The organism is Parabacteroides acidifaciens (assembly GCF_003363715.1).
Taxonomy (GTDB): domain Bacteria; phylum Bacteroidota; class Bacteroidia; order Bacteroidales; family Tannerellaceae; genus Parabacteroides; species Parabacteroides acidifaciens.
In genome coordinates this window covers 1-22,024 of sequence record NZ_QREV01000070.1, presented here as the reverse complement: position 1 = coordinate 22,024, position 22,024 = coordinate 1, and the positions used below count along the sequence as shown (strand labels likewise).

The 22,024-nt window shown below is 47.8% G+C and carries 16 protein-coding genes and 3 tRNA genes; 16 read left to right on the top strand and 3 right to left on the bottom strand.

Annotated features, from left to right (window positions below):
- Window positions 1-999: 999 nt before the first annotated feature.
- Window positions 1,000-1,551 carry an RNA polymerase sigma-70 factor gene (locus tag DWU89_RS18685; RefSeq protein WP_115501149.1) on the bottom strand — a complete coding sequence of 184 codons (552 nt, stop codon included), beginning with the start codon at window positions 1,549-1,551 and terminating at the stop codon, window positions 1,000-1,002.
- A gap of 74 nt (window positions 1,552-1,625) precedes the next feature.
- Window positions 1,626-2,372 carry a 2,3-diphosphoglycerate-dependent phosphoglycerate mutase gene (gene gpmA / locus DWU89_RS18680; RefSeq protein ID WP_115501148.1) on the bottom strand — a complete coding sequence of 249 codons (747 nt, stop codon included), beginning with the start codon at window positions 2,370-2,372 and terminating at the stop codon, window positions 1,626-1,628.
- Between the two features lie 144 nt (window positions 2,373-2,516).
- Between gpmA and DWU89_RS18675 the strand changes: the two genes are divergently transcribed.
- From DWU89_RS18675 to DWU89_RS18645, 7 genes are all read left to right on the top strand, one after another.
- Window positions 2,517-3,542, top strand: a complete 1,026-nt coding sequence (locus DWU89_RS18675; protein ID WP_115501147.1) for a FecR family protein — start codon at window positions 2,517-2,519, stop codon at window positions 3,540-3,542.
- Window positions 3,543-3,780: 238 nt separating this feature from the next.
- Window positions 3,781-7,086: a TonB-dependent receptor gene (locus DWU89_RS18670; RefSeq protein ID WP_167451727.1), complete on the top strand. Its 3,306-nt coding sequence runs from the start codon at window positions 3,781-3,783 to the stop codon at window positions 7,084-7,086.
- A 12-nt stretch (window positions 7,087-7,098) separates the two neighbouring features.
- Complete coding sequence (locus DWU89_RS18665; RefSeq protein ID WP_115501145.1) at window positions 7,099-8,709, top strand: SusD/RagB family nutrient-binding outer membrane lipoprotein; 1,611 nt, start codon at window positions 7,099-7,101, stop codon at window positions 8,707-8,709.
- A gap of 92 nt (window positions 8,710-8,801) precedes the next feature.
- Window positions 8,802-9,203 carry a nickel-responsive transcriptional regulator NikR gene (gene nikR, locus DWU89_RS18660; RefSeq protein ID WP_115501144.1) on the top strand — a complete coding sequence of 134 codons (402 nt, stop codon included), beginning with the start codon at window positions 8,802-8,804 and terminating at the stop codon, window positions 9,201-9,203.
- A 92-nt stretch (window positions 9,204-9,295) separates the two neighbouring features.
- Window positions 9,296-11,179 (top strand): TonB-dependent receptor plug domain-containing protein, encoded by a 1,884-nt coding sequence (locus DWU89_RS18655; RefSeq protein WP_115501143.1) that lies wholly within the window; start codon window positions 9,296-9,298, stop codon window positions 11,177-11,179.
- Window positions 11,180-11,227: 48 nt separating this feature from the next.
- The gene (panB, locus tag DWU89_RS18650; RefSeq protein ID WP_115501142.1) at window positions 11,228-12,055 is read left to right on the top strand and encodes a 3-methyl-2-oxobutanoate hydroxymethyltransferase; all 828 of its coding nucleotides are present in this window, start codon (window positions 11,228-11,230) and stop codon (window positions 12,053-12,055) included.
- Window positions 12,056-12,166: 111 nt separating this feature from the next.
- The gene (locus tag DWU89_RS18645; RefSeq protein WP_115501141.1) at window positions 12,167-13,492 is read left to right on the top strand and encodes a cobyrinate a,c-diamide synthase; all 1,326 of its coding nucleotides are present in this window, start codon (window positions 12,167-12,169) and stop codon (window positions 13,490-13,492) included.
- On the opposite strand, the gene DWU89_RS18640 is transcribed toward DWU89_RS18645, so the two are convergent.
- Window positions 13,464-14,882: a sialate O-acetylesterase gene (locus tag DWU89_RS18640; protein WP_115501140.1), complete on the bottom strand. Its 1,419-nt coding sequence runs from the start codon at window positions 14,880-14,882 to the stop codon at window positions 13,464-13,466. The genes DWU89_RS18645 and DWU89_RS18640 overlap by 29 nt on opposite strands.
- A 72-nt stretch (window positions 14,883-14,954) precedes the next feature.
- Between DWU89_RS18640 and DWU89_RS18635 the strand changes: the two genes are divergently transcribed.
- The 9 genes from DWU89_RS18635 to DWU89_RS18595 all read left to right on the top strand — a co-directional run bounded on the left by DWU89_RS18635 (window position 14,955) and on the right by DWU89_RS18595 (window position 21,731).
- A complete protein-coding gene (locus tag DWU89_RS18635; RefSeq protein WP_115501139.1) occupies window positions 14,955-15,521 on the top strand; it encodes a cob(I)yrinic acid a,c-diamide adenosyltransferase in 567 nt (188 codons plus the stop codon).
- Window positions 15,522-15,567: 46 nt separating this feature from the next.
- Window positions 15,568-16,923 (top strand): dipeptidase, encoded by a 1,356-nt coding sequence (locus DWU89_RS18630; protein WP_115501138.1) that lies wholly within the window; start codon window positions 15,568-15,570, stop codon window positions 16,921-16,923.
- Window position 16,924: 1 nt separating this feature from the next.
- Entirely contained in the window at window positions 16,925-18,235 is a 1,311-nt protein-coding gene (locus DWU89_RS18625; RefSeq protein ID WP_115501137.1) for a DEAD/DEAH box helicase, read from the top strand.
- Window positions 18,232-19,491, top strand: coding sequence for an amidohydrolase family protein (locus DWU89_RS18620; protein ID WP_115501136.1), 1,260 nt, complete (start codon window positions 18,232-18,234; stop codon window positions 19,489-19,491). Before DWU89_RS18625 ends, DWU89_RS18620 begins: the two co-directional genes overlap by 4 nt.
- Window positions 19,492-19,648: 157 nt before the next feature.
- Window positions 19,649-20,473 carry a purine nucleoside phosphorylase I, inosine and guanosine-specific gene (locus DWU89_RS18615; protein ID WP_115501135.1) on the top strand — a complete coding sequence of 275 codons (825 nt, stop codon included), beginning with the start codon at window positions 19,649-19,651 and terminating at the stop codon, window positions 20,471-20,473.
- Between the two features lie 87 nt (window positions 20,474-20,560).
- Window positions 20,561-21,331 carry an SGNH/GDSL hydrolase family protein gene (locus DWU89_RS18610; protein ID WP_115501134.1) on the top strand — a complete coding sequence of 257 codons (771 nt, stop codon included), beginning with the start codon at window positions 20,561-20,563 and terminating at the stop codon, window positions 21,329-21,331.
- A 100-nt stretch (window positions 21,332-21,431) separates the two neighbouring features.
- Window positions 21,432-21,507, top strand: a tRNA-Gly gene (locus DWU89_RS18605).
- Window positions 21,508-21,556: 49 nt separating this feature from the next.
- Window positions 21,557-21,638: transfer RNA gene (locus tag DWU89_RS18600), tRNA-Leu, on the top strand.
- A gap of 9 nt (window positions 21,639-21,647) precedes the next feature.
- Window positions 21,648-21,731: transfer RNA gene (locus DWU89_RS18595), tRNA-Leu, on the top strand.
- Window positions 21,732-22,024 lie beyond the last annotated feature (293 nt).

The window sequence follows — 22,024 nt, the reverse complement described above, 5'->3', positions numbered from 1 at the left end:
CTGCGTATTGATCTGATTGGAGAATAAGCCTTTTTCACACAGTCTCTGAAATCAACGGCAAAAGAGAGCCTGCGGCAGGGGGGCTTATTGTATAAAACGCATTTTTCAAGTCTAAAAGACATCTAAAACAAAACAAATGTTAATCTGCTTTTTGGGCCTCAAAAAGGAACTTTTTCGCCTTTTTTGAGCGTTTTCCGCCATTACGACCGTCCTCTTTGCCATTACGACCGTGCTAATGTGTAGTGCACTCGGCACCTCGCGAAGATTAGAACGGTCGTAATGGCGATTATGACCGTCCTAATTGGAAAGAGGACCGTTTTTAGGGCAAAAAAGCACCTGAATTTCCTTGGGATATTTGGGACGCCGTCCGTTTTATTTTCAAATATTCGATTCTCCGGGAGTTAAGCTTTATCACATTGTCGGCGTTTCTGGTTTTCGGCAATCAAATTGCACACTTTCCGGAACGGACTGCGCACCTCGTTTTTCCTATTGTCAGAAAGGGGAGCTTAAACCGTGAAAAGAGTCAATCCAAAATCGATCAAGATTTCAGACGAAATAGAAAAATGGCAAAAAAAGGGGTTATTGTAATATTCATCAGATTTGCAGGAGGTTCAAAACTTGACAGAACTGAAACAATAAATGATGATTTATCGGTGAGAACAATGTCGTCGTAGGGGCGGTTCGCGAACCGCCCAAAGCCCTGTAAGGGCGACAGATCATAGCCCAAGGCGTGAGCCTTGGGTTTAAATAGGACCACCTTCTGTCTTCGAGCCCTGTAAGGGCGATACATTGTGACACAGGATGTTACCGGTGCCGCCCTTACAGGGCTAAGAGGGGGAGGGAGGTGTTCCCTTAACCCAAGGCTCACGCCTTGGGCTGAGATCTGCCGGGCTTACAGCCCTAAGACAACGTCGCTATCCGGGAGGGTTTGGAACCCGCCCCTACGACAACAAACACATAAATCATCATTTACTGGTTCATTATTTCTTAAAACGTAACCTACGTTAAGAAAAGCAGTAAGGGCATATAATCTTTTAGCTCCGTGCGGAGTATTTTCAACGACTGGCAGATGCGGTAGGCGATTGTTTTGGAGGAGACGCCGGTGCGTTCAGCTATTTCGTTGTAGGTAAGGTGGTGGAAGCGGTTCAGTTCGAATGCTTCCCTGTAGTCTTCCGGGAGCTCCCGGATCGCTTTGGTTACCAAAGCGATCAGTTCACCTTCAACGTAAAAGTCGGGGTCTTCGAACTGGTCTTTGAATTTGTCGTACAGCTTTTCCCGGACCTGTTGTTTGATTTGATTGTGAGTGATATTGTTCAGGCAACGGTTCTTGACCATGGTGAAGAGCAGGGATTTCAGGGACATCTCCGGATTCAGGAGGATGCGGTTCTCCCATAGCCACATCATTACGTCCTGCACGATTTCCTCATATTCGGATACATATTGGGACGCAAAGGCACAAAGTCCTCTGTAATATTGCTTATAAACAGTGTCGAACGTTTGTTCGTCACCGGCGTTTAGTTTATGTATAGTTTCTTCGTTATTGCAGGTCACAAGGTGTTTTTCTTGCAAACTTAACGAATTATTTTGAATAAGTAATGAAACTTATTCAAAATAGGGGGCTCTGGTCATGCTTTCTTTCCCTGGTTGGCTACTGCCTCCATCAGTTTTTTGATCTCTTCCGGGTCGCCGAGGAAATAATCGTTCGTGAGATTCAGGTTGTCGTCAAACTCGAATACGTAAGGTACGGCAGTCGGCAGGTTGAGGTGCACAATCTCATTGTCCGGGATATTTTTCAGATACTTGATGATCCCGCGCAGACTGTTACCGTGGGCTGCGACCAGAATCTCGTCGGAGGTTTCGAGGGAAGGGAAGATCACCTCTTTCCAGTAAGGCAAAATTCGTTCCACCGTGTCTTTGAGCGATTCGGTGCGGGGCAGTTCGTTGTCGGGTACATCTTTATAACGGAGTTCGAAGCGCGGGTTGCGCGGATCGTCTTCTTTCAGCGGATTAGGGGCGATGTCGTAGCTCCTTCGCCAGATCAGGACCTGTTCGTCACCGTATTTCTCGGCCGTTTCGCTTTTGTTCAATCCCTGTAACGAACCGTAATGCTTCTCGTTCAGCCTCCAGCTTTTTTCTACCGGAATCCAGTCCAGGTCCATCCGGTCGAGGACGCAATCGAGGGTTTTGACGGCGCGTTTCAGATAGGACGTGTAGGCTTTGTCGAACCTGAAACCTTTTTCTTTCAGCAGGTCGCCGGCTTTAGTAGCCTCTTGTATGCCTTTTTCGGTCAGATCTACATCTGTCCATCCTGTAAAACGGTTTTCTTTGTTCCAAACGCTTTCGCCGTGGCGGAGTAATACTATTTTTTTCATATTCTTTCTGTTTATAACTGATTGATTTTAAGTATAACAAATGAGGCGGAGGAAAAGATTTTACAAATTCCCGAAAAATAAATGCATTTTCGTTTAGTACATCTTTTCGCTGGATTGTATTAGTTATAGAAACAGAAAAAAAAGATGACGATAGACGAAAACATATTAATCAAGTATCTGGACGGGGTCCAAACCGAAAGCGAACAGGCCGGGGTGGAAGCATGGCTGGCAGAGTCGCCCGAAAATGAAAAGGTACTGGAGCAGTTGTATTTTACACTGCAAGTGACGGATCGCCTGCATGTCATGCAATCCGTAGATCCGGAAATGGCGTTGGTTCGTTTTAAATCGAAAGTACGTAAACAAAATAAAAAAGTTAGGTTGTATAGGAGTTTGTCTTTATTACAAAAAGTGGCTGCGGTGTTATTCATTCCGGTATTGATCATGTCTGCATATTTGTTTATGCAGCTGGGAAATGAAAGGGTGCGCATGGTCGAAGTGCGCACCAACCCCGGAGTGGTTTCCCGTTTTGAATTGCCCGACGGGACAAAGGTCTGGCTGAATGCAGGAAGTACATTGAACTATCCGCAAAAGTTCCGGGCGGAGAACCGGCAGGTTGAGCTGACAGGACAAGGCTATTTCGAGGTGACGAAAAATCCTGAAAAACCTTTTATTGTAAAAGTCAATCCTGCTTATTCGGTAGAGGTGTTGGGGACGACGTTTAATGTGTCGGCTTACCGGGACGACGAAACGATCGGAACAACATTGGTGGAAGGTTCTGTAAAGCTGAATATCGGCCAGAAAAACGGCAAGGTGATTTCGCAACTACTGAAGCCGGACGAAAAGGCCGAGTTTATGAAGTCGACTTGCAAACTGAATATCTCTTCCGTTAATACGGATTACGATACGGCCTGGATAAACGGAGAGATTATCTTCCGCAATCATTCGATGCGGCAGGTGTTGAAAATGTTAGGTCGACATTATAACGTGAAGTTCGATGTGAAAGATGACGAGGTCCTGAACTCGATTATCACGGCACGTTTCAAAGACGAACAGTTACCACAGGTAATGGAATATCTCAAACTCGCTTCCGGTATCTCCTATAAGATAAAGAAGCCGGTGATGAATGATGACAGCACCTTGCAGATATCCGTAATCGAAATATCAAAATAAGAAATAGAGAGTGTATAACCATTTAAATCGTTTGCCCATGAAGAAATGAAAGAAAGTAAAAAAACATACGGAAGAATGTTGACGCATTCCCCCGCATGAAAAGTCGAAAAAGCTGTTGACGCAGCTCATAAATAACTTTATTATAAATAATAAGCATCACAAAAATATGAATAAAATTGTAACCTTAGAAATTCTAGGGAAGGAAAGTTTCAATCTTTTCCGAAAAATACCAGTAGTTATGAGATTAAGTGTAGTCTTTCTTTTTTTAAGTCTCGGCATTGCAGTCGCAAATAATTCGTATGCCCAGAATACTACTCTGTCATTGGAAATGTCGAACAGTACGATCGCCAACGTGCTGGAGGCAGTAGAAAACCAGACGGATTTCTCCTTTATATATGATGCAAACGTCGTTAATATAAACAAGAAAGTTTCTGTCAGTGTAAACGAAAAGAATATCTTCGACGTCCTGAACAAGATGTTCGGAAACAGCGATATCGCCTATACAGTCGTAAACAAGAAAATCATCCTGAACAAGAAAGAAGCGATAGACCTTATGCAACAGCAGGGCAAGCGGGTAACGGGCGTGGTTGTCGACAAAAACAATGAGCCGGTGATCGGAGCCAATATCCTGGTGAAGGGTACGACAAACGGAACTATCACTGACGTGGACGGCAATTATACACTTGACAATGTCCCGGTCGACGCCATATTGGTGTATTCCTATATCGGGTTTGACTCGCAGGAACTGAAGTATGACGGACAAGCGACTATTAACGTGACTTTGTCGGAGGACACACAGAAGCTGGACGAAGTAGTCGTGACGGCTATGGGTATCAAAAAGAAAGCTGCTTCCCTGACCTATTCGAGCCAGCAGGTGGGAGGAGACGAACTGACACGTGCCAAAGACCCGAACATGATCACTGCGTTGGCCGGTAAGACTGCCGGTGTGCAGATCAACAAGAACTCTTCCGGTCTGGGCGGTTCGGCAAAGGTTTCCATCCGTGGTGTCCGTTCAGCCAATGCAGACGCAAACAACCAGCCTTTATATGTGATCGACGGTGTTCCGATGTTGAACTCGATCAGCGAGCAGGCTTCTTCTGCTATGGGAGGTACGAACAACGCCGGTAACCGTGACTCCGGCGACGGTATATCCAACCTGAACCCGGATGATATCGAGAGTATGAGTATTCTGAAGGGAGCTTCTGCCGCTGCTCTTTACGGTTCGCAGGCTGCCAATGGTGTGATCCTGATCACGACAAAGAAAGGAAAAGCCGGCTTGCAGCGCGTCACTTTCTCTTCCAACCTCACAGTCGATCATGCAATCAGCCTGCCTGAGTTCCAGAACGAATATGGCCGTAAGGATAACCTGAGCTGGGGCGAAAAAGGCAATTTGAAAGATTATGACAATGCCGGCGATTTCTTCCAGAATGGCGTGACGGCAATCAACTCTTTGTCCCTGACGAGAGGTAACGATAAATTGCAGACTTATTTCTCTTATGCCAATACGAGTGCGAGCGGTGTTGTCGAAAAGAACAAGCTGCAGAAGCATAACCTGAATTTCCGCGAAACGGCGCAGTTCTTCGATGACCGCTTGAATATTGATGCAAATGTCAATTTGATGACACAGTCAATCAAGAACCGTCCGACTTCCGGCGGTTATTACATGAACCCGTTGGTCGGCTTGTACGGATTCCCGCGTGGCGAAGATATCACACCGTATAAGGACGGTTACGAAACAAACGATTTCGGACGGAATATGCCGATACAGAATTGGTACACGGATATCACCAGCTTCGAACAGAACCCGTATTGGTTGGTAAACCGTGTGACGAGCCGTGACAAACGTTACCGTGCATTGGCTTCGCTGACGGCTGCATTGACCGTTACCGACTGGTTGAAGATACAGGCTCGTGGCAATGTCGACTATACCAATGACAAGTTCCAGCAGAAGATGTATGCAACGACATCCGTCGATCTTGCCGGTACGAACGGACGTTATATCGACTTGAACCATACGGAAATGTTGCTCTACGGAGACGTGATGGCCATGGTCAACAAGAAGTGGAACGACTGGTCGCTGAACGCCGCTTTAGGTTCCAGTATCAACAGTACGCGTGTCGACGAATTGCGCCTGGATTCCAAAACCGCTTCCCTCTATTATCCGAATGTGTTTACGGTTGCGAATATCAATATGAATACATCGGCTGCCTGTGATGAAATCATCAACCAGCGCCGTACGCTCCAGTCTATATTTGCAACAGCACAGGTCGGTTGGAAAGAAAGCCTCTATCTGGACGTGACGGCCCGTAATGACTGGTCTTCCACACTGGCGTTCACCAAACATAAGAACAAAGGTTTCTTCTATCCGTCGGTCGGTTTGTCATGGATTATGAACAATACGCTCGATATGCCGGAATGGATCAACTTCGGCAAGTTGAGAGGTTCGTGGTCAAAAGTCGGTAACGATATACCTTTATACGTAAGTAACCCTGTCGACATGATCGGTGCGGGCGGTAAGATCATCGTAAACGAGGCTGCTGCTTTCGACAACCTGAAACCTGAATTGAGTACGTCCTGGGAAGTCGGTACGGAATGGAAGTTCTTCAACTATCGTTTGGATCTGGACTTCACTTATTATAGAACCAACACCAAGAACCAGTTGCTGAAAATGCCGTCGTTTGCCGGTTCACCTTATAAATATTACTATGTGAACGCCGGTAACATCCAGAATGAAGGTGTTGAACTGACATTGGGAGTTACTCCGGTCATGACGAACGATTTCCGTTGGAAAACCTCTTTCAACTTCTCTACCAATAAGAATAAAGTGGTTAAACTGCATCCTGAACTGAAATCATTCGCTTATGGAGACGAGGGTTTTAGCATGATGTATATGATGCGTATCAAAGAAGGCGGCTCGCTGGGCGATCTCTATGGAAATGCTTTCGAGCGTGATGAGGCCGGTAAGATCGTTTATGATGAAAACAATTTGCCGAACGTTATTACCGGTAATAATGTGAAGATCGGTAATTCGAATCCGGATGCTTTACTGGGATGGAGCAATACTTTTACCTATAAAGATTTCTCTTTATATTTCCTGATCGACTGTCGTTTTGGTGGCGATGTATTGTCTGTAACACAGGCTGACCTGGATTCCAAAGGTGTGTCGCAGGCAACTGCCGATGCCCGTAGAGCCGGTTTTGTGGATTTGGAAGGCACACATATAGGAAAAGAAAACATAGAGGCGTTCTATAGCCGTGTCGGCGGACGTAACGGATGTTCCGAATATTATATGTACGATGCGACAAACGTTCGCTTGCGTGAGTTGTCTTTGGGTTATACGTTCCCGAGGAAACTGATGGAAAAATCAAAAGTATTCCAGGAAGCCCAGCTTTCATTTGTTGCCCGCAACCTGTTCTTCTTCTACAAAGACGCTCCGTTTGATCCGGATGCCAGCTTGTCGAGCGGTAACGGTTGCCAGGGTGTGGATGTATTCGGTATGCCGACTACCCGGAGTTTAGGTTTTAATCTGAAGGTTTCATTCTAAAAAAAGAGTATCATGAAAAGTAAATTCAACAAATATATAGCAGCATTCTTTGTCGCAGGAGTGGCGGGCTTGATGGCTTGCACGGAAGATTTCGAATCGCAGAACACAAAAACAAACGGTTTTACCGAAGATCTTCAATCGTATGATTATATGTATTATACTTTGCCGATCACGGTTGTTGAGCAGGGTATCTATTTCAACTATGACTGGGGTGGCGGTAAGAACTGGCCTTTCCAGACCATGCAGAATTTGGAAGCGGATATGTTTTCCGGTTATTTCCATGATATGAACGGTAGTTTCAATAGCAATAACTCCACGTATCATTTGAATGACGGCTGGACATCTTCCAATTGGACATACACTTACGGATATATAATGACTGCCGCCAAGAATGCAGAACGGAGAAATGCCGACAAGCCGGAATTTCTGGGTGTGACAAAAATCCTGAAAGTGGAATTGATGCATCGTATTGCCGATATCTACGGACCGCTGATTTATACGAACTATGGTGAAAGTACCGGTTCCGAACCGGATGATATGAAGACTGCGTATTATGCATTCTTTACGGATCTGGACGAGGCTTTGACGGCAATCCGTACGTATGTGGCAGCTAATCCGAAGACAAATCTGTTTGCCAAATCGGACTTTTTGACGCCGAATAAGACATATGACGACTGGATCAGGTTTGCGAACTCTCTGCGTTTGCGTTTAGCCATGCGTTTGTCTAATGTCGACCCGTCGAAAGCAGCCGAAGAGGCAAAGAAGGCTTTATCGGATGAAGGCGGCGTACTTGAAGCGCCGACAGACGTAATTGCTGTAAATGCTTCGACGAGCGGATTCACCAATCCGTTGGGAGAAATTAATAAGGGATGGCACGAAGTATTTATGAATGCAAGTATGGAGTCTTTCTTGGTGGGGTATGACGATCCGCGTATCTCTAAATATTTTACTCCGGCTGCGGGTGGTTCCGAAGGCGCTTTGTTCAATATCGCCGGAACTTATAAGGGTGTCCGCCAGGGTACGGGTGTTACGCATAATAAATACAAAGACCATTCACCCAGTACGGTTGCCCAGAATACGGATGCGATTCTGCTGACAGCTGCCGAAGTCTGGTTCTTGCGTGCCGAAGCCGCTTTGCGTGGCTATATATCCGGGGATGCGGGTGAATATTATAAGAAAGGTGTTGAAACTTCTTTTGCACAGTGGGGCGCCGGCAGTGCTGCCGAATATCTGGAAAGTGAAAAAACACCTGCAGATTATAAAGATGCGTTCGACGCGAAATTTGATGCAAAGGCTGAATCGACAGTGACTCCCAAATGGGATAATGCCCTTTCCAACGAACAGAAACTGGAAAAGATCATTACACAAAAATGGCTGGCCATTTATCCGGAAGGTTGTGAAGCCTGGACGGAACAACGGCGTACCGGATATCCGAAACTGTTTAAGGTCGCAGTCAACAACAGTGGTGGATCGATCGATACGGATATCATGATCCGTCGTCTGTTCTATCCGCAGGCACTGATCAGTGATAATCCGACTCAATACGGACAATTGACTCAGGCATTGGGTGGCCCGGATACAGGTGGTACACGTCTGTGGTGGGATACCGGCCGGAACTTTTAAGAATTGATAAGAGGGTGTTTTTGACACCCTCTTTTTGTTGTTATAAAAAATATACTATCTTTACCCCCGAAAATTCTATAAAACAGTTGTGTATGTCGTTAAAGCGCTTCGGAGTTTCATTGGAAGATAACCTGCTGGAATCGTTGGACCGGTATGTGAGCGAAAATGGCTTTGCCAATCGTTCGCAGGCGATCCGTTTCCTGGTGGAGAAGAATGTCGCTGAGCAGAAATGGCAATGCAATCATATCGTGGCAGGTACGATTATTATCATGTACGACCAGGTAAAGAAGGAGATTGCTTCCCGGATTGCCGATATACAACAGAATTACCAGGATGTGATCCTGTCCTCTTCCCAATATTACATCAATCGTAACTTTTGTCTGCACATTGCGACTGTGATGGGTACGGCTAATCGTTTGACGGAACTGTCCGACCGGTTGACGACGATAAAGGGAATCAAACATGGTAAATTGGTTATGAGCCGGGCGGATTAGATATATTTTTTGCCTGTTGCGTAACACGATTTGTGAAAGATGTGCTACTTTTGCGGTGTTGTTATTTGAATTTTAATAGTCAACTTGAATATATGAAAAAAGAATTTTTACTTATTTCCGGGTTAATGCTCAGTTCTTTAGCCTTTGCTGCCGATCCGGCGGCAATCGACAGCCTGATCAATTTGCAGGGGGTTGTGATTTCGGCCAATAGGGTGCAGGTGAACCGTAGTAGCGTGCCGTTGACTATCTCGGTAATCGACCGGGATCAGATAGAGGCAAGCAGCGAATCGGCTTTGTTGCCGGTGTTGTCCGAACGTGTGCCGGGCTTGTTTGTGACGGAAAAAGGGATCACGGGATTCGGGGTTTCTTCCGGTTCGGCAGGTACGGTGAATATTCGTGGAGTCGGACAGGGAAATAAAGTCCTGATGCTGTTTGACGGACAGCCGCAGTGGGCCGGTGTCTTCGGTCATTCGTTGCCTGATACTTATGTGGCATCCGATGTCGAAAGAGTAGAGGTTATTCGTGGTCCGGGCTCTTTGTTGTATGGCTCCAATGCGATGGGAGGGGTTGTCAATATTATCACCCGCCAACACCGGCAGGAAGGCCGCCGTACGCAGGCACGTGTTATGATGGGGTCGTATAATACACAGAAATATATGATCAATAATGGCTATAACGTCGGCAACTTCAGTAGTTTTATCTCGCTGAACCATGATCGTACGGATGGCCACCGGGCCGACTCCAAGTTCGATATTACAAATGGTTTTTTGAATCTGGGATATAAGATCGACGACCATTATAAAGTAACGGGTGATTTAAGCTTAGCCAAATATAATACGGAAGATCCGGGTACGATCACCAGTCCGCTGTTGGATCATGTGATGCATATTCTTCGTGGTACCACCTCTTTTGCTTTGGAGAACCATCATGAGAAGTCGAGCGGCGCTCTACGTGTTTTCTATAACTGGGGCCACCATAAAATCAACGACGGACATGCGCCAAACGCTGATCCCCGTTCGTTCCTCTTCTATTCGGACGACCATAATACGGGAATCCAGTTATACCAGTCTTTTCGCCTGGTAGAGGGAAATACATTCACAGCCGGTGTCGATTATAAGAACTGGGGCGGACATGCCTGGAACGATACGATCAAAGGAGCGATTGGAGAGGTGGTCGATAAGTCGGTCCATGAAGTGGCCGGTTATGCAATCATGCAGCAGGATTTGTTTGATATCCTGAGCCTGAATGCCGGTGTGCGCTACGAGCATAGTAGCGCTTATGGCGGCGAATGGGTTCCGCAGGCCGGTTTTGCGCTTCGCCCGTTCGAGGGAAACACGATCAAAGGTTCCTTCTCAAAAGGATACAGAAGCCCGACACTACGTGAGTTGTATATCTCTTATCTGCCTTATTCAAAGGCAAACCCTGATCTGAAACCGGAAAGTATGTTGAGCTATGAGCTATCGATCGGACAGCGCCTTTTGGATAATCGTTTGCATGCGGAACTGACTGCCTTTTATATTGAAGGGAAAGATATGATCTCGGTGGTAGATCGCCAGATGTCGAATATCGGACACTTTTATAATAAAGGAATCGAGTTTGAGACCGGCTATCAGATATTGAATAATCTGAGCCTGGATATGAACTACAGTTATCTGTATATGAATAAGGATATTGTGGCAGCTCCGGCCCATAAGTTTTTTGCCGGTGCTACTTATATGCCCGGACGGTTTACTCTTAATCTGAGTGTGCAGTCTATTTTCGATTTGTACACGAATGTGGGAAGCAAGCCGGAGGACAACCGCAAAGAAGATTATACGGTTTTGAATGCCCGCGCTTCCTATCGTTTCGGTACACGCGACAAGGGCTTGAATCTCTTTGTTAAGGGGGAGAATCTGACTGCCACCCGCTATACTATTAATGACGGTTACCCGATGCCTAAAGCAACCTTTATGGGTGGAATAGATGTTACTTTCTAAAACATTTTACATACCTTTGCGCCCTGTAACATTAAAATAAAAATCATTATGTCAGTTGCAAAGAGGGATTTAGAGGATAATAGAAAGGTGACGACCCATCGCCTGATTGAGATGAAACAACGCGGGGAGAAGATCTCCATGTTGACGGCTTACGATTATTCGATGGCTCAACTGATCGATCAGGCAGGTATGGACGTTATCTTGGTTGGCGATTCGGCTTCCAATGTAATGGCCGGAAACGTGACGACACTGCCGATCACGCTGGACCAAATGATTTATCATGGCAAATCGGTGATGAAAGCTGTGAAGCGCGCACTGGTTGTTGTAGACCTTCCTTTCGGTACTTATCAGGGTAACTCGAAAGAGGCTTTGGCTTCCGCCATCCGTGTGATGAGGGAGACGCATGCCGACTGTATCAAGCTCGAAGGCGGTGCGGAAATACGCGAATCGGTCGAACGTATCCTGTGTGCCGGTATTCCTATTATGGGACATTTAGGGTTGACGCCTCAGTCGATTAATAAATTCGGGACTTACACCGTCCGCGCCCGTGAAGAAGCGGAAGCGAAAAAGCTGATCGAAGACGCCCACTTGCTGGAAGATATCGGCTGCTTCTCTGTTGTTCTGGAAAAGATTCCGGCTGCTTTGGCTGCACAGGTGGCTTCCGAACTGACAATCCCGGTGATCGGTATCGGTGCCGGTGGAGGTGTTGACGGACAGGTTTTGGTTATGCACGATATGTTAGGTATCAACCAGGGATTCTCTCCCCGTTTCCTGCGCCGTTATGCAAACCTGGCCGAAGAAATCACCCGTGCGGTGCAAGCCTATATCGAAGATGTAAAGACCCAGGACTTCCCGAACGAGAAGGAACAATACTAAAATAATTTATTAATTATTCAATGTGCCAATATGCCAATGGAGTTACTTTTTTGCATATTGGCGCATTTTTTTATTGGCATATTGGCACATTATTAAATTAGCACATTATTTATGCAATCTCACCTTCTAATCGGCGCCGCCTCTTCCGGTAGCGGGAAAACGACATTTACGCTCGGGCTGCTTCGTGCCTTGAAGAACCGTTCGCTCAGGGTACAACCTTTTAAGTGCGGACCGGACTATATCGACACGCGGCATCACAGGATGGCGGCCGGCAGTCCGTCGATAAATCTGGACCGGTATATGATGTCGGACCAACATGTGCTGGACTTATATGCCCGCTATACGGCCGGAACGGATGTGGCAGTGACCGAAGGCGTGATGGGGCTTTTTGACGGTTATGACGGGATGCAGGGAAGCAGTGCCGAGATTGCCGGTATGCTGCAGATACCGGTTGTGCTGATTGTGAATGCTAAAAGTACGGCCTATTCCGTCGCCCCTTTGCTGTATGGTTTCAAGCATTTTAATAGAAGTATAAAGGTGGTCGGGGCTGTTTTTAATTTTGTCGCTTCGGAAAATCATTATTCTTTTTTGAAACAAGCCTGTGAAGATGCCGGAGTGGAGGCGTTGGGCTATCTTCCCAAACGTGCGGATGTGGAGATTCCTAACCGTCACTTGGGGCTTTCGCTGGATGAGGATTTTTGTTTCGAAGAGTTTGCCGATCGTGTGGCGGAGCTTGTCGAGAAACATGTGAACATCGACCGCCTGCTGGAACTGACGACTGTGTCAGAAAGTATTCATTCCCCTCTCGAGAGGAAGCAGGGGGTGTGGCATCTTCCTCTCCGTACGGCCGTTGCCCGCGATGCCGCATTCAATTTTGTTTATGAAGAAAATATCCGTTACCTGCACAGTCTGGGTGAAGTCGTTTATTTCAGCCCGCTGAAAGACTCTTCCCTGCCGGAGGTCGATTTCGTTTATTTCCCCGGCGGCTATCCCGAACTGCATCTTGCCGCGTTATCGGCAAACAAGCCGATGCTCGAATCTGTCCGCCGGTATGCCGAAGGGGGAGGACGTTTGCTGGCGGAATGCGGCGGAATGATGTATCTTTCGGATGAGATACGGGATAAGGATGGGAATGCATATCCGATGGCCGGGGTTCTGCACCAATCGGCTACGATGGAAAACATGAAGCTGCGCCTGGGCTACCGTACCTTATTATATAAGGACTTCCGGCTGAAAGGGCACGAGTTTCATTATTCCCGCCTGGCGGAACAAAAGAATCCGCTTCCATCCTGTGCAGTCGCTTATACGGCTAAAGGAGTGGAAACGGATACTCCGCTTTATCGTTTTAAAAATGTACTGGCCGGATACACGCATCTTTATTGGGCGGACCCGGCCGGAAACGAATGGTTTACCAACTATCTGTACGGAAAGGAATAACCGGCAGGTTACGATAGTTTTTCAGATTGCCCGGTTGGAAGTTACGGAAACAGTAACGGACGGCAACGGGCTTCTTTACTTTCGGGGATGATACGATGATCTCGTTCGGGGCGGAACCAAATTTGGCTTTGGCTGGGTGGAACACCTTGTCCTGTCCGGCAATCTCGAAACCTTCGATGTCGACCCACGGGCTGAATCCTTTTTCTGCATGGTTGAAACGGACGGTAATCTTATCTCCGTCTGCCTGCATCTCTTTGTAGGACGGGCTGTCTGCCACAATCCCTTTATAGCCGTATGTTTTGACTAAAGCCTGATAAGCGAGGCGGTCGCCGATGTCTTTCTTGTTTTGCGGATGAATCTGCGGGGCCTCGTAGGGTTCGACCAGATCGTTTGTCGAGATCATGGCGCTGTTAGGGATCAGTGCCTGTGCCTTGAACTGGGCTTCGCGGAGCAGGGCGCCGTCGATTGCTTCCGGTTTGTTGCCGTAAGCAAAAGGTGCTATTTCCACATAATAGAATGGGATATCGCCTTCTTTCCAGATCGAGCGCCAGTGACGGACCATCGTTGCCATGCGGTCTGCGTATGTATCGGCACGTCCTACGTTGCTACATCCCTGATACCAGGCGAATCCTTTTATCGTATAGTTTCGGCAGGGGTAGAGCAGTGCGTTATACATAATCATCGGATGCGTCCAGCTATATTCCTTTTCCTTAGCCTTGTTGAGATCGATGTCTTTATAGTCCTTCAGTATCTCTTCCGGCATCCAGCCTTCCACACACGAACCGCCCCAGGAACAGTTGATGATACCGACCGGGACTTGCAGTGTCCGTTGCAGGGCCAGTGCGTAAAAGTAGCCGGTGGCGCTGAACCATTGTGCATTTTCGGTTGTCGGCTCTTTCCATTCCCCGTTTGCGTATGTTTGCGGGGTGAGGGCGCTTTTGCGCTCGATCGTGGCTACCCGGATTCCCGGATGGTTCGGGGCGTCGGCTATCACATTGTTGGAGTCGTATATCGGGCATTTATCAAAACCGTTCAACGGCATTTCCATATTGGACTGCCCGGAGCAGAACCATACTTCGCCGATCAGTACGTCGTGGAGCGTCACGGGCTCTCCGTCGCTGATCGTCAGTGTCTGTGGGGTGAAACTTGCGCTCGGTGTACCGATGGCCGTGTTCCAGACCCCTTGGGCGTCTGCTTTCGTTTCAACGGGTTGGTTTGTCCAGGATGCCCGGATCGTTACTGTACTGTTGGGGGCCGCTTCTCCCCATAAACGTGCATCGGCCTGCTGTTGGAGTACCATGTGGTCGCTTAACAATTGCGGTAATTTTACTTTGGCATTTGCCGTTATGCAGCATAACAGGCAGAGTGCGGGAATCAGATTTGCTTTCATGAGAATTAGATTAAATACAATAGTCAAAGATAATGTTTATATTTGTCACAGTACTTATCAAAATTGATAAAAATGAGAATCTATACACGTGGAGGAGACAAAGGACGCACCGGTATTCATGGAGGTGAACGAGTGGATAAGGACGACATCCGGATAGAGGCGAACGGAACGTTGGACGAAGTGAACGCCGAAATAGGCGTCGTCCGTGCGCTGCTTCCCGCCGGACACGAGTGGCACGATCTGCTGGGGAAGATACAACGGGAGATGATGGTGGTGATGTCGCACGTGGCAACCCCTTCTGCCATCCGGGACAAGAACCCAAACGCCCTGTCCGAAGACCTGGTCGCTTTCTGTGAGCAACAGATCGACGACCTGTCGGCGAAGATGGAAGATAACGGCTATTTTATCCTGCCGGGCGGCTCGCCGGTTTCGGCTCATTTACAGTTGGCCCGCACGATCGTGCGCCGTGCCGAACGCCGTCTCTGGACCTTGAACAGGAAAGATCCCGTTTCGCCGGAGATCCTTCAATTCGTAAACCGCCTTTCCGATCTGTTCTTCATCATGGCCCGTTACGAAATGTTTCGCCAGGGAAATGCCGAAGAACGTTGGCAATCGTTTTTGTATAAGCGGAAAAAGTAGTATACTTGTATCTTGTAATAAGTAAATTAAATAAACAGTATAGAATATGTCAGTAAAAACGTACATAGAATCAAACAAAGATCGTTTCATCGAGGAGCTTTTTTCCTTGATCCGTATTCCGTCGATAAGTGCGAAACAGGAACATAAGCCTGATATGGAGGCGTGTGCAAAACGCTGGACAGAACTGTTGTTGGCTGCCGGTGCCGATAAGGCTGTGGTGATGCCGACAGAAGGGAATCCGGTTGTATATGGCGAGAAGATGATTTCTCAGGATGCCCCGACTGTGCTGGTTTATGCCCACTACGATGTGATGCCGGCCGAACCGCTGGAATTGTGGAAGAGCCAGCCTTTCGAACCGGAAATCCGTGACGGCCGTATCTGGGCGCGTGGTGCGGACGATGATAAAGGACAGGCGATGATGCAGGTGAAAGGTTTTGAAACAGCCCTGAATCTGGACCTGTTGAAATGCAATGTGAAATTTATCTTCGAAGGAGAAGAAGAGATCGGCTCGCCCAGCCTCGAAGACTTCTGCCGCACACATAAGGAACTGTTGAAAGCCGACGTGATCCTGGTTTCCGATACCAGCATGGTCAGTGCCGAGACACCCTCGTTGACAACCGGTCTTCGCGGACTGGCTTATTGGGAAATAGAGGTGACAGGACCTAATCGGGATCTGCATTCCGGCCATTTCGGCGGTGCGGTTGCCAATCCGGTGAATGTCTTGTGTAAGCTGATGGCCGATATAACGGATGCTGACGGGCGAATCACGATTCCCGGCTTTTACGATGACGTGGAAGAAGTTTCGCCGGCCGAACGTGAGATGATCGCACAAATCCCGTTTGATGAAGCGAAATATAAGGCAGCTATCGGTGTGGATGAACTGTTCGGAGAAAAAGGATATTCTACGCTGGAGCGCAACAGTTGCCGTCCGTCGTTTGACATCTGCGGTATCTGGGGCGGTTATACGGAAGAGGGGAGCAAAACGGTTCTTCCTTCCAAGGCATACGCCAAAGTTTCCTGCCGCCTGGTGCCGCATCAGGACCACAGCAAGATTTCAAAACTGTTCGAAGACTATATCGCCAGCGTGGCACCCGCTTATGTAAAGGTGAAAGTAACTCCGAAACATGGCGGCCAGGGATATGTTTGCCCGATCGACATGCCGGCTTATAAGGCTGCCGAAGAGGCGGTTGCTGTTGCGTTTGGAAAACGTCCGCTGGCTGTCCGTCGCGGTGGCAGTATTCCTATTATTGCTACTTTCGAGCAGGTATTGGGGATTAAGACTGTCCTGATGGGCTTCGGTCTTGAACAAAACGCGATCCATTCGCCGAACGAAAGCTGTACGCTCGATTTCTTCTACAAAGGGATAGAGTCGGTGGCTGAATTTTATAAACGATTCAATTGATATGACGAATAACGAAATAATCGCCCGCGCCCTTGCCAATACCGGCATTGCGGCTCTGAACGAGATGCAGCAAGCCGTGCTGGACGCCGGCACGACAAAAGACATGGTGCTGCTCAGTCCGACAGGCTCGGGTAAGACGCTGGCATTCCTGTTGCCGTTACTGACTACGCTGACGGATGAGGACAAAAAGATACAGGCGCTCATCATCGCTCCCTCGCGGGAGTTGGCTTTGCAGATCGAAACCGTATTCCGTTCATTAGGTGCCGGATATAAGGTGAACTGTTGTTACGGAGGACATCCGATCCGTACGGAGAAGAAAAGTCTGGAACATCCGCCGACGGTTCTGATCGGTACGCCGGGACGTATCGTAGATCATCTGGAACGGGGAAACATCGATCTGGATAGTGTGCGTACGCTGATCCTGGATGAGTTCGACAAGTCGCTTGAACTCGGCTTCTTAGCAGAGATGAAAGAGATACTGGCGCATCTTCCGGGCGTCCGTCGCCGGGTTTTGACATCGGCGACAGCTGCGGTCGAGATCCCTCCTTTTACCGGAATTACGGCTCCGGTGCGTTTGTCTTTCCTGAAAGAGGTGAAGGAGACGAAAGGGCTCACCTTGCGCGTAGTTAAATCGCCGGTGAAAGATAAGTTGGAAACGCTCTATAAACTGTTGGGAGAGCTGAATGGCGGTTCCGCCCTGATCTTCTGTAATTTCCGTGAGACGGTGGAACGGGTGAGCAATTATCTGACCGAAATGGGTGTGGACAACGAATATTTTCATGGAGGAATGGAGCAGCCGGAACGTGAACGCGCTTTGTCGCATTTCCGTAACGGAAGCGCTACTGTTTTTATCTCCACCGATTTAGCTTCCCGCGGTCTGGATATTCCCGAAGTCAAGAATGTAATCCACTATCATCTTCCGATCAACGAAGAAGCGTATGTACACCGTAACGGACGTACTGCCCGTATGAACGCGGAAGGAGTCGCTTACCTGATCTTGAATGAAGAGGAAATGGTCCCCGAATATATCACCCGTGAACCGGAAGAGTTTTTCCTGCCCGAAGTGGCAAAGAAACCGGTCCGTTCCGAATGGGTGACGCTGACGATCAACCGCGGAAAGCGGGATAAGTTGAGCAAGAAAGACGTTGTCGGCTTCCTTTTTCAAAAAGGAGGACTGGAAAAGGATGATTTAGGCGTTGTCGAGGTGAAGGAGAGTTGTGCCTTTGCCGCTGTGAAACGGGACAAACTTTCCGGCTTGCTGGGACGTATCCGTGATGAAAAGATAAAGAACATGAAGGCTAAATTCGTATGAGTATATTGATAAAGGGTGTCCTGTTGAATGACGCCGTGACAGATGTTTATATAGAGAAAAAGGAAATTAAACAGATAGGAACAGACCTGCAAGTGCAGGCAGACCAGGTTATCGACGGGAAGCGTAAAGCCTTGATACCAGGAATGGTAAATGCACATACACATGCCGCTATGACGCTTTTTCGCGGTTTCGGAGACGATATGCCGCTGATGCCCTGGTTGGAGCAGAAGATCTGGCCGAATGAAGCCAAGCTGACCCGCGAGGATGTCTATTGGGGCGCGAAGTTGGCTTGCCTGGAAATGATAAAGAGCGGCACGACGACTTTCTTCGATATGTATCATAAATTCGAAGCGACGGCCGACGCAGTGGAAGAAATGGGCTTGCGGACGCTGTTGTCGGGAGCCTGCTTCGACCATTTCAAACCCGAACTGGCCGAACGGAGCAAACGGGAGAACGAGAGGCTGATTGCCGAGACGGATAAGTATAGCGAACGGATACAATATTCAGTCGGTCCCCATGCAATCTATACGGTTTCAGGGGAATTGCTGCAATGGATACATGGCTTTGCTGCGGAACATTCCGTCCCGATCCATCTGCATCTGGCGGAAACGGAAGGGGAAGTGCAAGACTCGGTCAAGCAGTTCGGCCTTACGCCCGTTCGCTATTTGCATAAGTTAGGTCTGCTGTCGCCCCGCCTGATCATCGCACATGGTCTTTATATCGATGATGATGAGATCAGTATGTTGGCAGATCATGGAGTCAAGGTGGTGCATAACCCGGCCTCCAATATGAAGTTAGCTTCCGGCATTCAGTTTAAATTCAGTGAGATGCGAAAAGCAGGTGTGACAGTCGCTTTGGGAACTGACGGCTGTTCTTCTTCCAACAATTTGGATATGATCGAGGCGATGAAGCTCGCCTCACTCTTGGGTAAGGCCTGGCGGAAAGATCCGGAAGCGGTTCCCGCCGGTGAAATATTCCAGGCGGCGACTGAAGCCGGTGCCTCGGCTATCGGACTGAAAGCCGGACGAATCGCCGAAGGTTATCTGGCCGACCTCTGTCTGGTGGATTTGCATATCCCGGCCTTTACGCCGAACCATAATTTTATATCCAACCTGGTTTATGCGGCAAACGGCAGTTGCGTCGACACCGTTATCTGCAACGGCAAGATCCTGATGCAGGATAAGAAAGTCCCGGGCGAAGATGAAATCATGGAGCAGACTGCCCGATTGGCCTATAAGCTCGTGGGAAAGGCATAAGCATCGAAGCCGGATTCCATAGGCATGCATTTTAAATTCCATAGGCATGGAAATAAAGTTTCATAGGCACGGAACTAAAGTTTCATGCTCATGGAACTAAAGTTTCTTGCCGGGGAAACAAAAGTTTCATCTGAAAGAAAAATAAATTAGAACGAATATGAATACAACAGACAATGCTTTTTATCAGGAAGCAGCCGACTATCTGGCATCCCGTGTCACCGGCAATCCGGAAACGGCTATTATTTTAGGCAGCGGCCTGGGATCACTTGCCGATCAGATCGAGGAAGCGACCGTTATCCCTTACAGCGAGATCCCTCATTTTATGCATTCGACGGCAACGGGACATAAGGGTAACTTTATCTGCGGCAAATTAGGTGGTAAGCAAGTGCTTGCCATGCAGGGACGTTTTCATTATTATGAAGGCTACACAATGCAGCAGGTGACATTCCCCGTCCGGGTGATGAAATTGCTCGGCGTAAAGAATCTCTTAGTCTCCAATGCTGCCGGCGGTATCAACAATACGTTCAAAGTGGGCGATCTGATGATTATACGCGATCATATCAATATGATGCCTAATCCGCTGATCGGCCCGAACAATGAACAGTTCGGAACCCGTTTCCCGGATATGACACGTGCGTATGACCGCGAGTTTATCCGGCTTGTCGAAGAGATCGCCTCTTCCCTCGATATCCCGTTGAAGAAAGGCGTATATGTCGGCTTGACCGGTCCTTCTTTTGAGACACCGTCCGAGTATGCTTTTTACGGCCGGGTAGGAGGCGATGCGATTGGAATGAGCACCGTTCCGGAAGTAATCGTGGCCCGTCATGCCGGCCTGCGCGTGTTCGGTATGTCTGTCATTACAAACGAAGGTTATCATTTTGCCGATGACTTTGTCAATGACGGCGCGGACGTGATTGTGGCGGCCAATAAAGCGGCTGCGGTTATGACGACACTCGTCCGTGAACTGATTGCCAGGATATAAAAGCCTGTATTTGTGTACAAGTTTTTTATTAAAGTTCTATCTTTGTATTTAATTCAATCAATGTAATAAAATAAACTTATTCTACCCATGAAAAATTCCAGAAGAGACTTCCTGAAAAAGGGAGCATTGGCAGGGTTCAGCGCCCTGATGATCCCGGAGATCGCAAAAGCTGCCGTACAAGAAAATACATCTGTGCATGCTCCGAAGATCAACCTGAAAAAAGATTGTGTGATCCTGTTCCAGGGCGATTCCATCACCGACTGCGGCCGTGATAAGAATAGTAAACGTTGCAATACGATGGAACAGTTTGGTAGCGGCTACGTGCTTTTTACAGCGACACAATTGCTGGAGAAAGAAGCAGCCCTGCAGCCTAAGATTTATAATCGCGGTATCAGCGGGAATAAAGTGTATGAACTTCGTGATCGTTGGGAGTTGGATTGTCTGGCTTTCCAGCCCGATGTTTTGAGCATCCTGATCGGTGTGAACGACTATTGGCATACGTTGACACACGGATATAAAGGGACTGTCGAGACATACGAAAACGATCTGCGCGCCCTTTTGAAATATACGAAAGAGAAGCTGCCGAATACCCAGATAGTCCTTTGCGAACCTTTCACTTTGCGTGATGGCGCTGCGATAGAAGATTCCAGATGGTATCCGATGTTCGACGAGTTCCGTAAGTCGGCCCGTAAGCTGTCCGGCGAATTTAATACTGTATTCGTACCTTTCCAGGCTGGTTTTGATGCCGCAGTTAAGTTGGCACCGGCACGTTATTGGTCGAATGACGGTGTACATCCTGATTTACCCGGCCGCCAGCTGATGGCTAATATGTGGATGGAAGCGACTGGACTAAAGTAAGATATGATTTTGAGCGGGTGTGAACTGCAAAAATAGCATGAAAAAAGTGCAGTCAGGTTTTGGAGAATAAAAAAATACCTCTATCTTTGCACCCGTTATCGCGGAAGTAGCTCAGTTGGTAGAGCATAACCTTGCCAAGGTTAGGGTCGCGGGTTCGAGTCCCGTCTTCCGCTCCAATCGGTAACAAGGCGGTATGAGACCGCTTTTTTAATGTATTGAAGAAAGGCCCAGGTGGCGGAATTGGTAGACGCGCACGTTTCAGGTGCGTGTGTCGAGAGGCATGCAGGTTCGAGTCCTGTTCTGGGCACCTTTTCTCGCGCAGGTGGTGGAATTGGTAGACACGCTACTTTGAGGGGGTAGTGCCGGTTACGGCGTGTGAGTTCAAGTCTCATCCTGCGTACATGAATAGTCCATATGATTAGTTTAAATACTAATTGTATGGACTTTTTTTGGCTCACCCGATATTTCTTGGGGGGAACTTCATTCACTTTCTTGGAATATCTATCGCTACTATAACAGGCTTGTACAGGCTTGAAAGTTGATACGAAAGCGAAGTTGTCACATCTGTATTTCGGTAAAAGCTGATAATACACCTGCATTTACGGTCTAAAAACCTCGAAAATTCAATATTTATAAAAATAGATTGTTTTTTATTTGTTTACGTCAAATATAAGGCCTTCCTTTGTCACGTAA

Excerpts from the sequence above, each read along its gene's own strand:
- gpmA (WP_115501148.1), bottom strand. The coding sequence starts at position 2,372 with ATGAAAAAAATAGTATTACTCCGCCACGGCGAAAGCGTTTGGAACAAA.
- DWU89_RS18675 (WP_115501147.1), top strand. The coding sequence starts at position 2,517 with ATGACGATAGACGAAAACATATTAATCAAGTATCTGGACGGGGTCCAA.
- DWU89_RS18670 (WP_167451727.1), top strand. The coding sequence starts at position 3,781 with ATGAGATTAAGTGTAGTCTTTCTTTTTTTAAGTCTCGGCATTGCAGTC.
- DWU89_RS18665 (WP_115501145.1), top strand. The coding sequence starts at position 7,099 with ATGAAAAGTAAATTCAACAAATATATAGCAGCATTCTTTGTCGCAGGA.
- nikR (WP_115501144.1), top strand. The coding sequence starts at position 8,802 with ATGTCGTTAAAGCGCTTCGGAGTTTCATTGGAAGATAACCTGCTGGAA.
- DWU89_RS18655 (WP_115501143.1), top strand. The coding sequence starts at position 9,296 with ATGAAAAAAGAATTTTTACTTATTTCCGGGTTAATGCTCAGTTCTTTA.
- panB (WP_115501142.1), top strand. The coding sequence starts at position 11,228 with ATGTCAGTTGCAAAGAGGGATTTAGAGGATAATAGAAAGGTGACGACC.
- DWU89_RS18645 (WP_115501141.1), top strand. The coding sequence starts at position 12,167 with ATGCAATCTCACCTTCTAATCGGCGCCGCCTCTTCCGGTAGCGGGAAA.
- DWU89_RS18640 (WP_115501140.1), bottom strand. The coding sequence starts at position 14,882 with ATGAAAGCAAATCTGATTCCCGCACTCTGCCTGTTATGCTGCATAACG.
- DWU89_RS18635 (WP_115501139.1), top strand. The coding sequence starts at position 14,955 with ATGAGAATCTATACACGTGGAGGAGACAAAGGACGCACCGGTATTCAT.
- DWU89_RS18630 (WP_115501138.1), top strand. The coding sequence starts at position 15,568 with ATGTCAGTAAAAACGTACATAGAATCAAACAAAGATCGTTTCATCGAG.
- DWU89_RS18625 (WP_115501137.1), top strand. The coding sequence starts at position 16,925 with ATGACGAATAACGAAATAATCGCCCGCGCCCTTGCCAATACCGGCATT.
- DWU89_RS18620 (WP_115501136.1), top strand. The coding sequence starts at position 18,232 with ATGAGTATATTGATAAAGGGTGTCCTGTTGAATGACGCCGTGACAGAT.
- DWU89_RS18615 (WP_115501135.1), top strand. The coding sequence starts at position 19,649 with ATGAATACAACAGACAATGCTTTTTATCAGGAAGCAGCCGACTATCTG.
- DWU89_RS18610 (WP_115501134.1), top strand. The coding sequence starts at position 20,561 with ATGAAAAATTCCAGAAGAGACTTCCTGAAAAAGGGAGCATTGGCAGGG.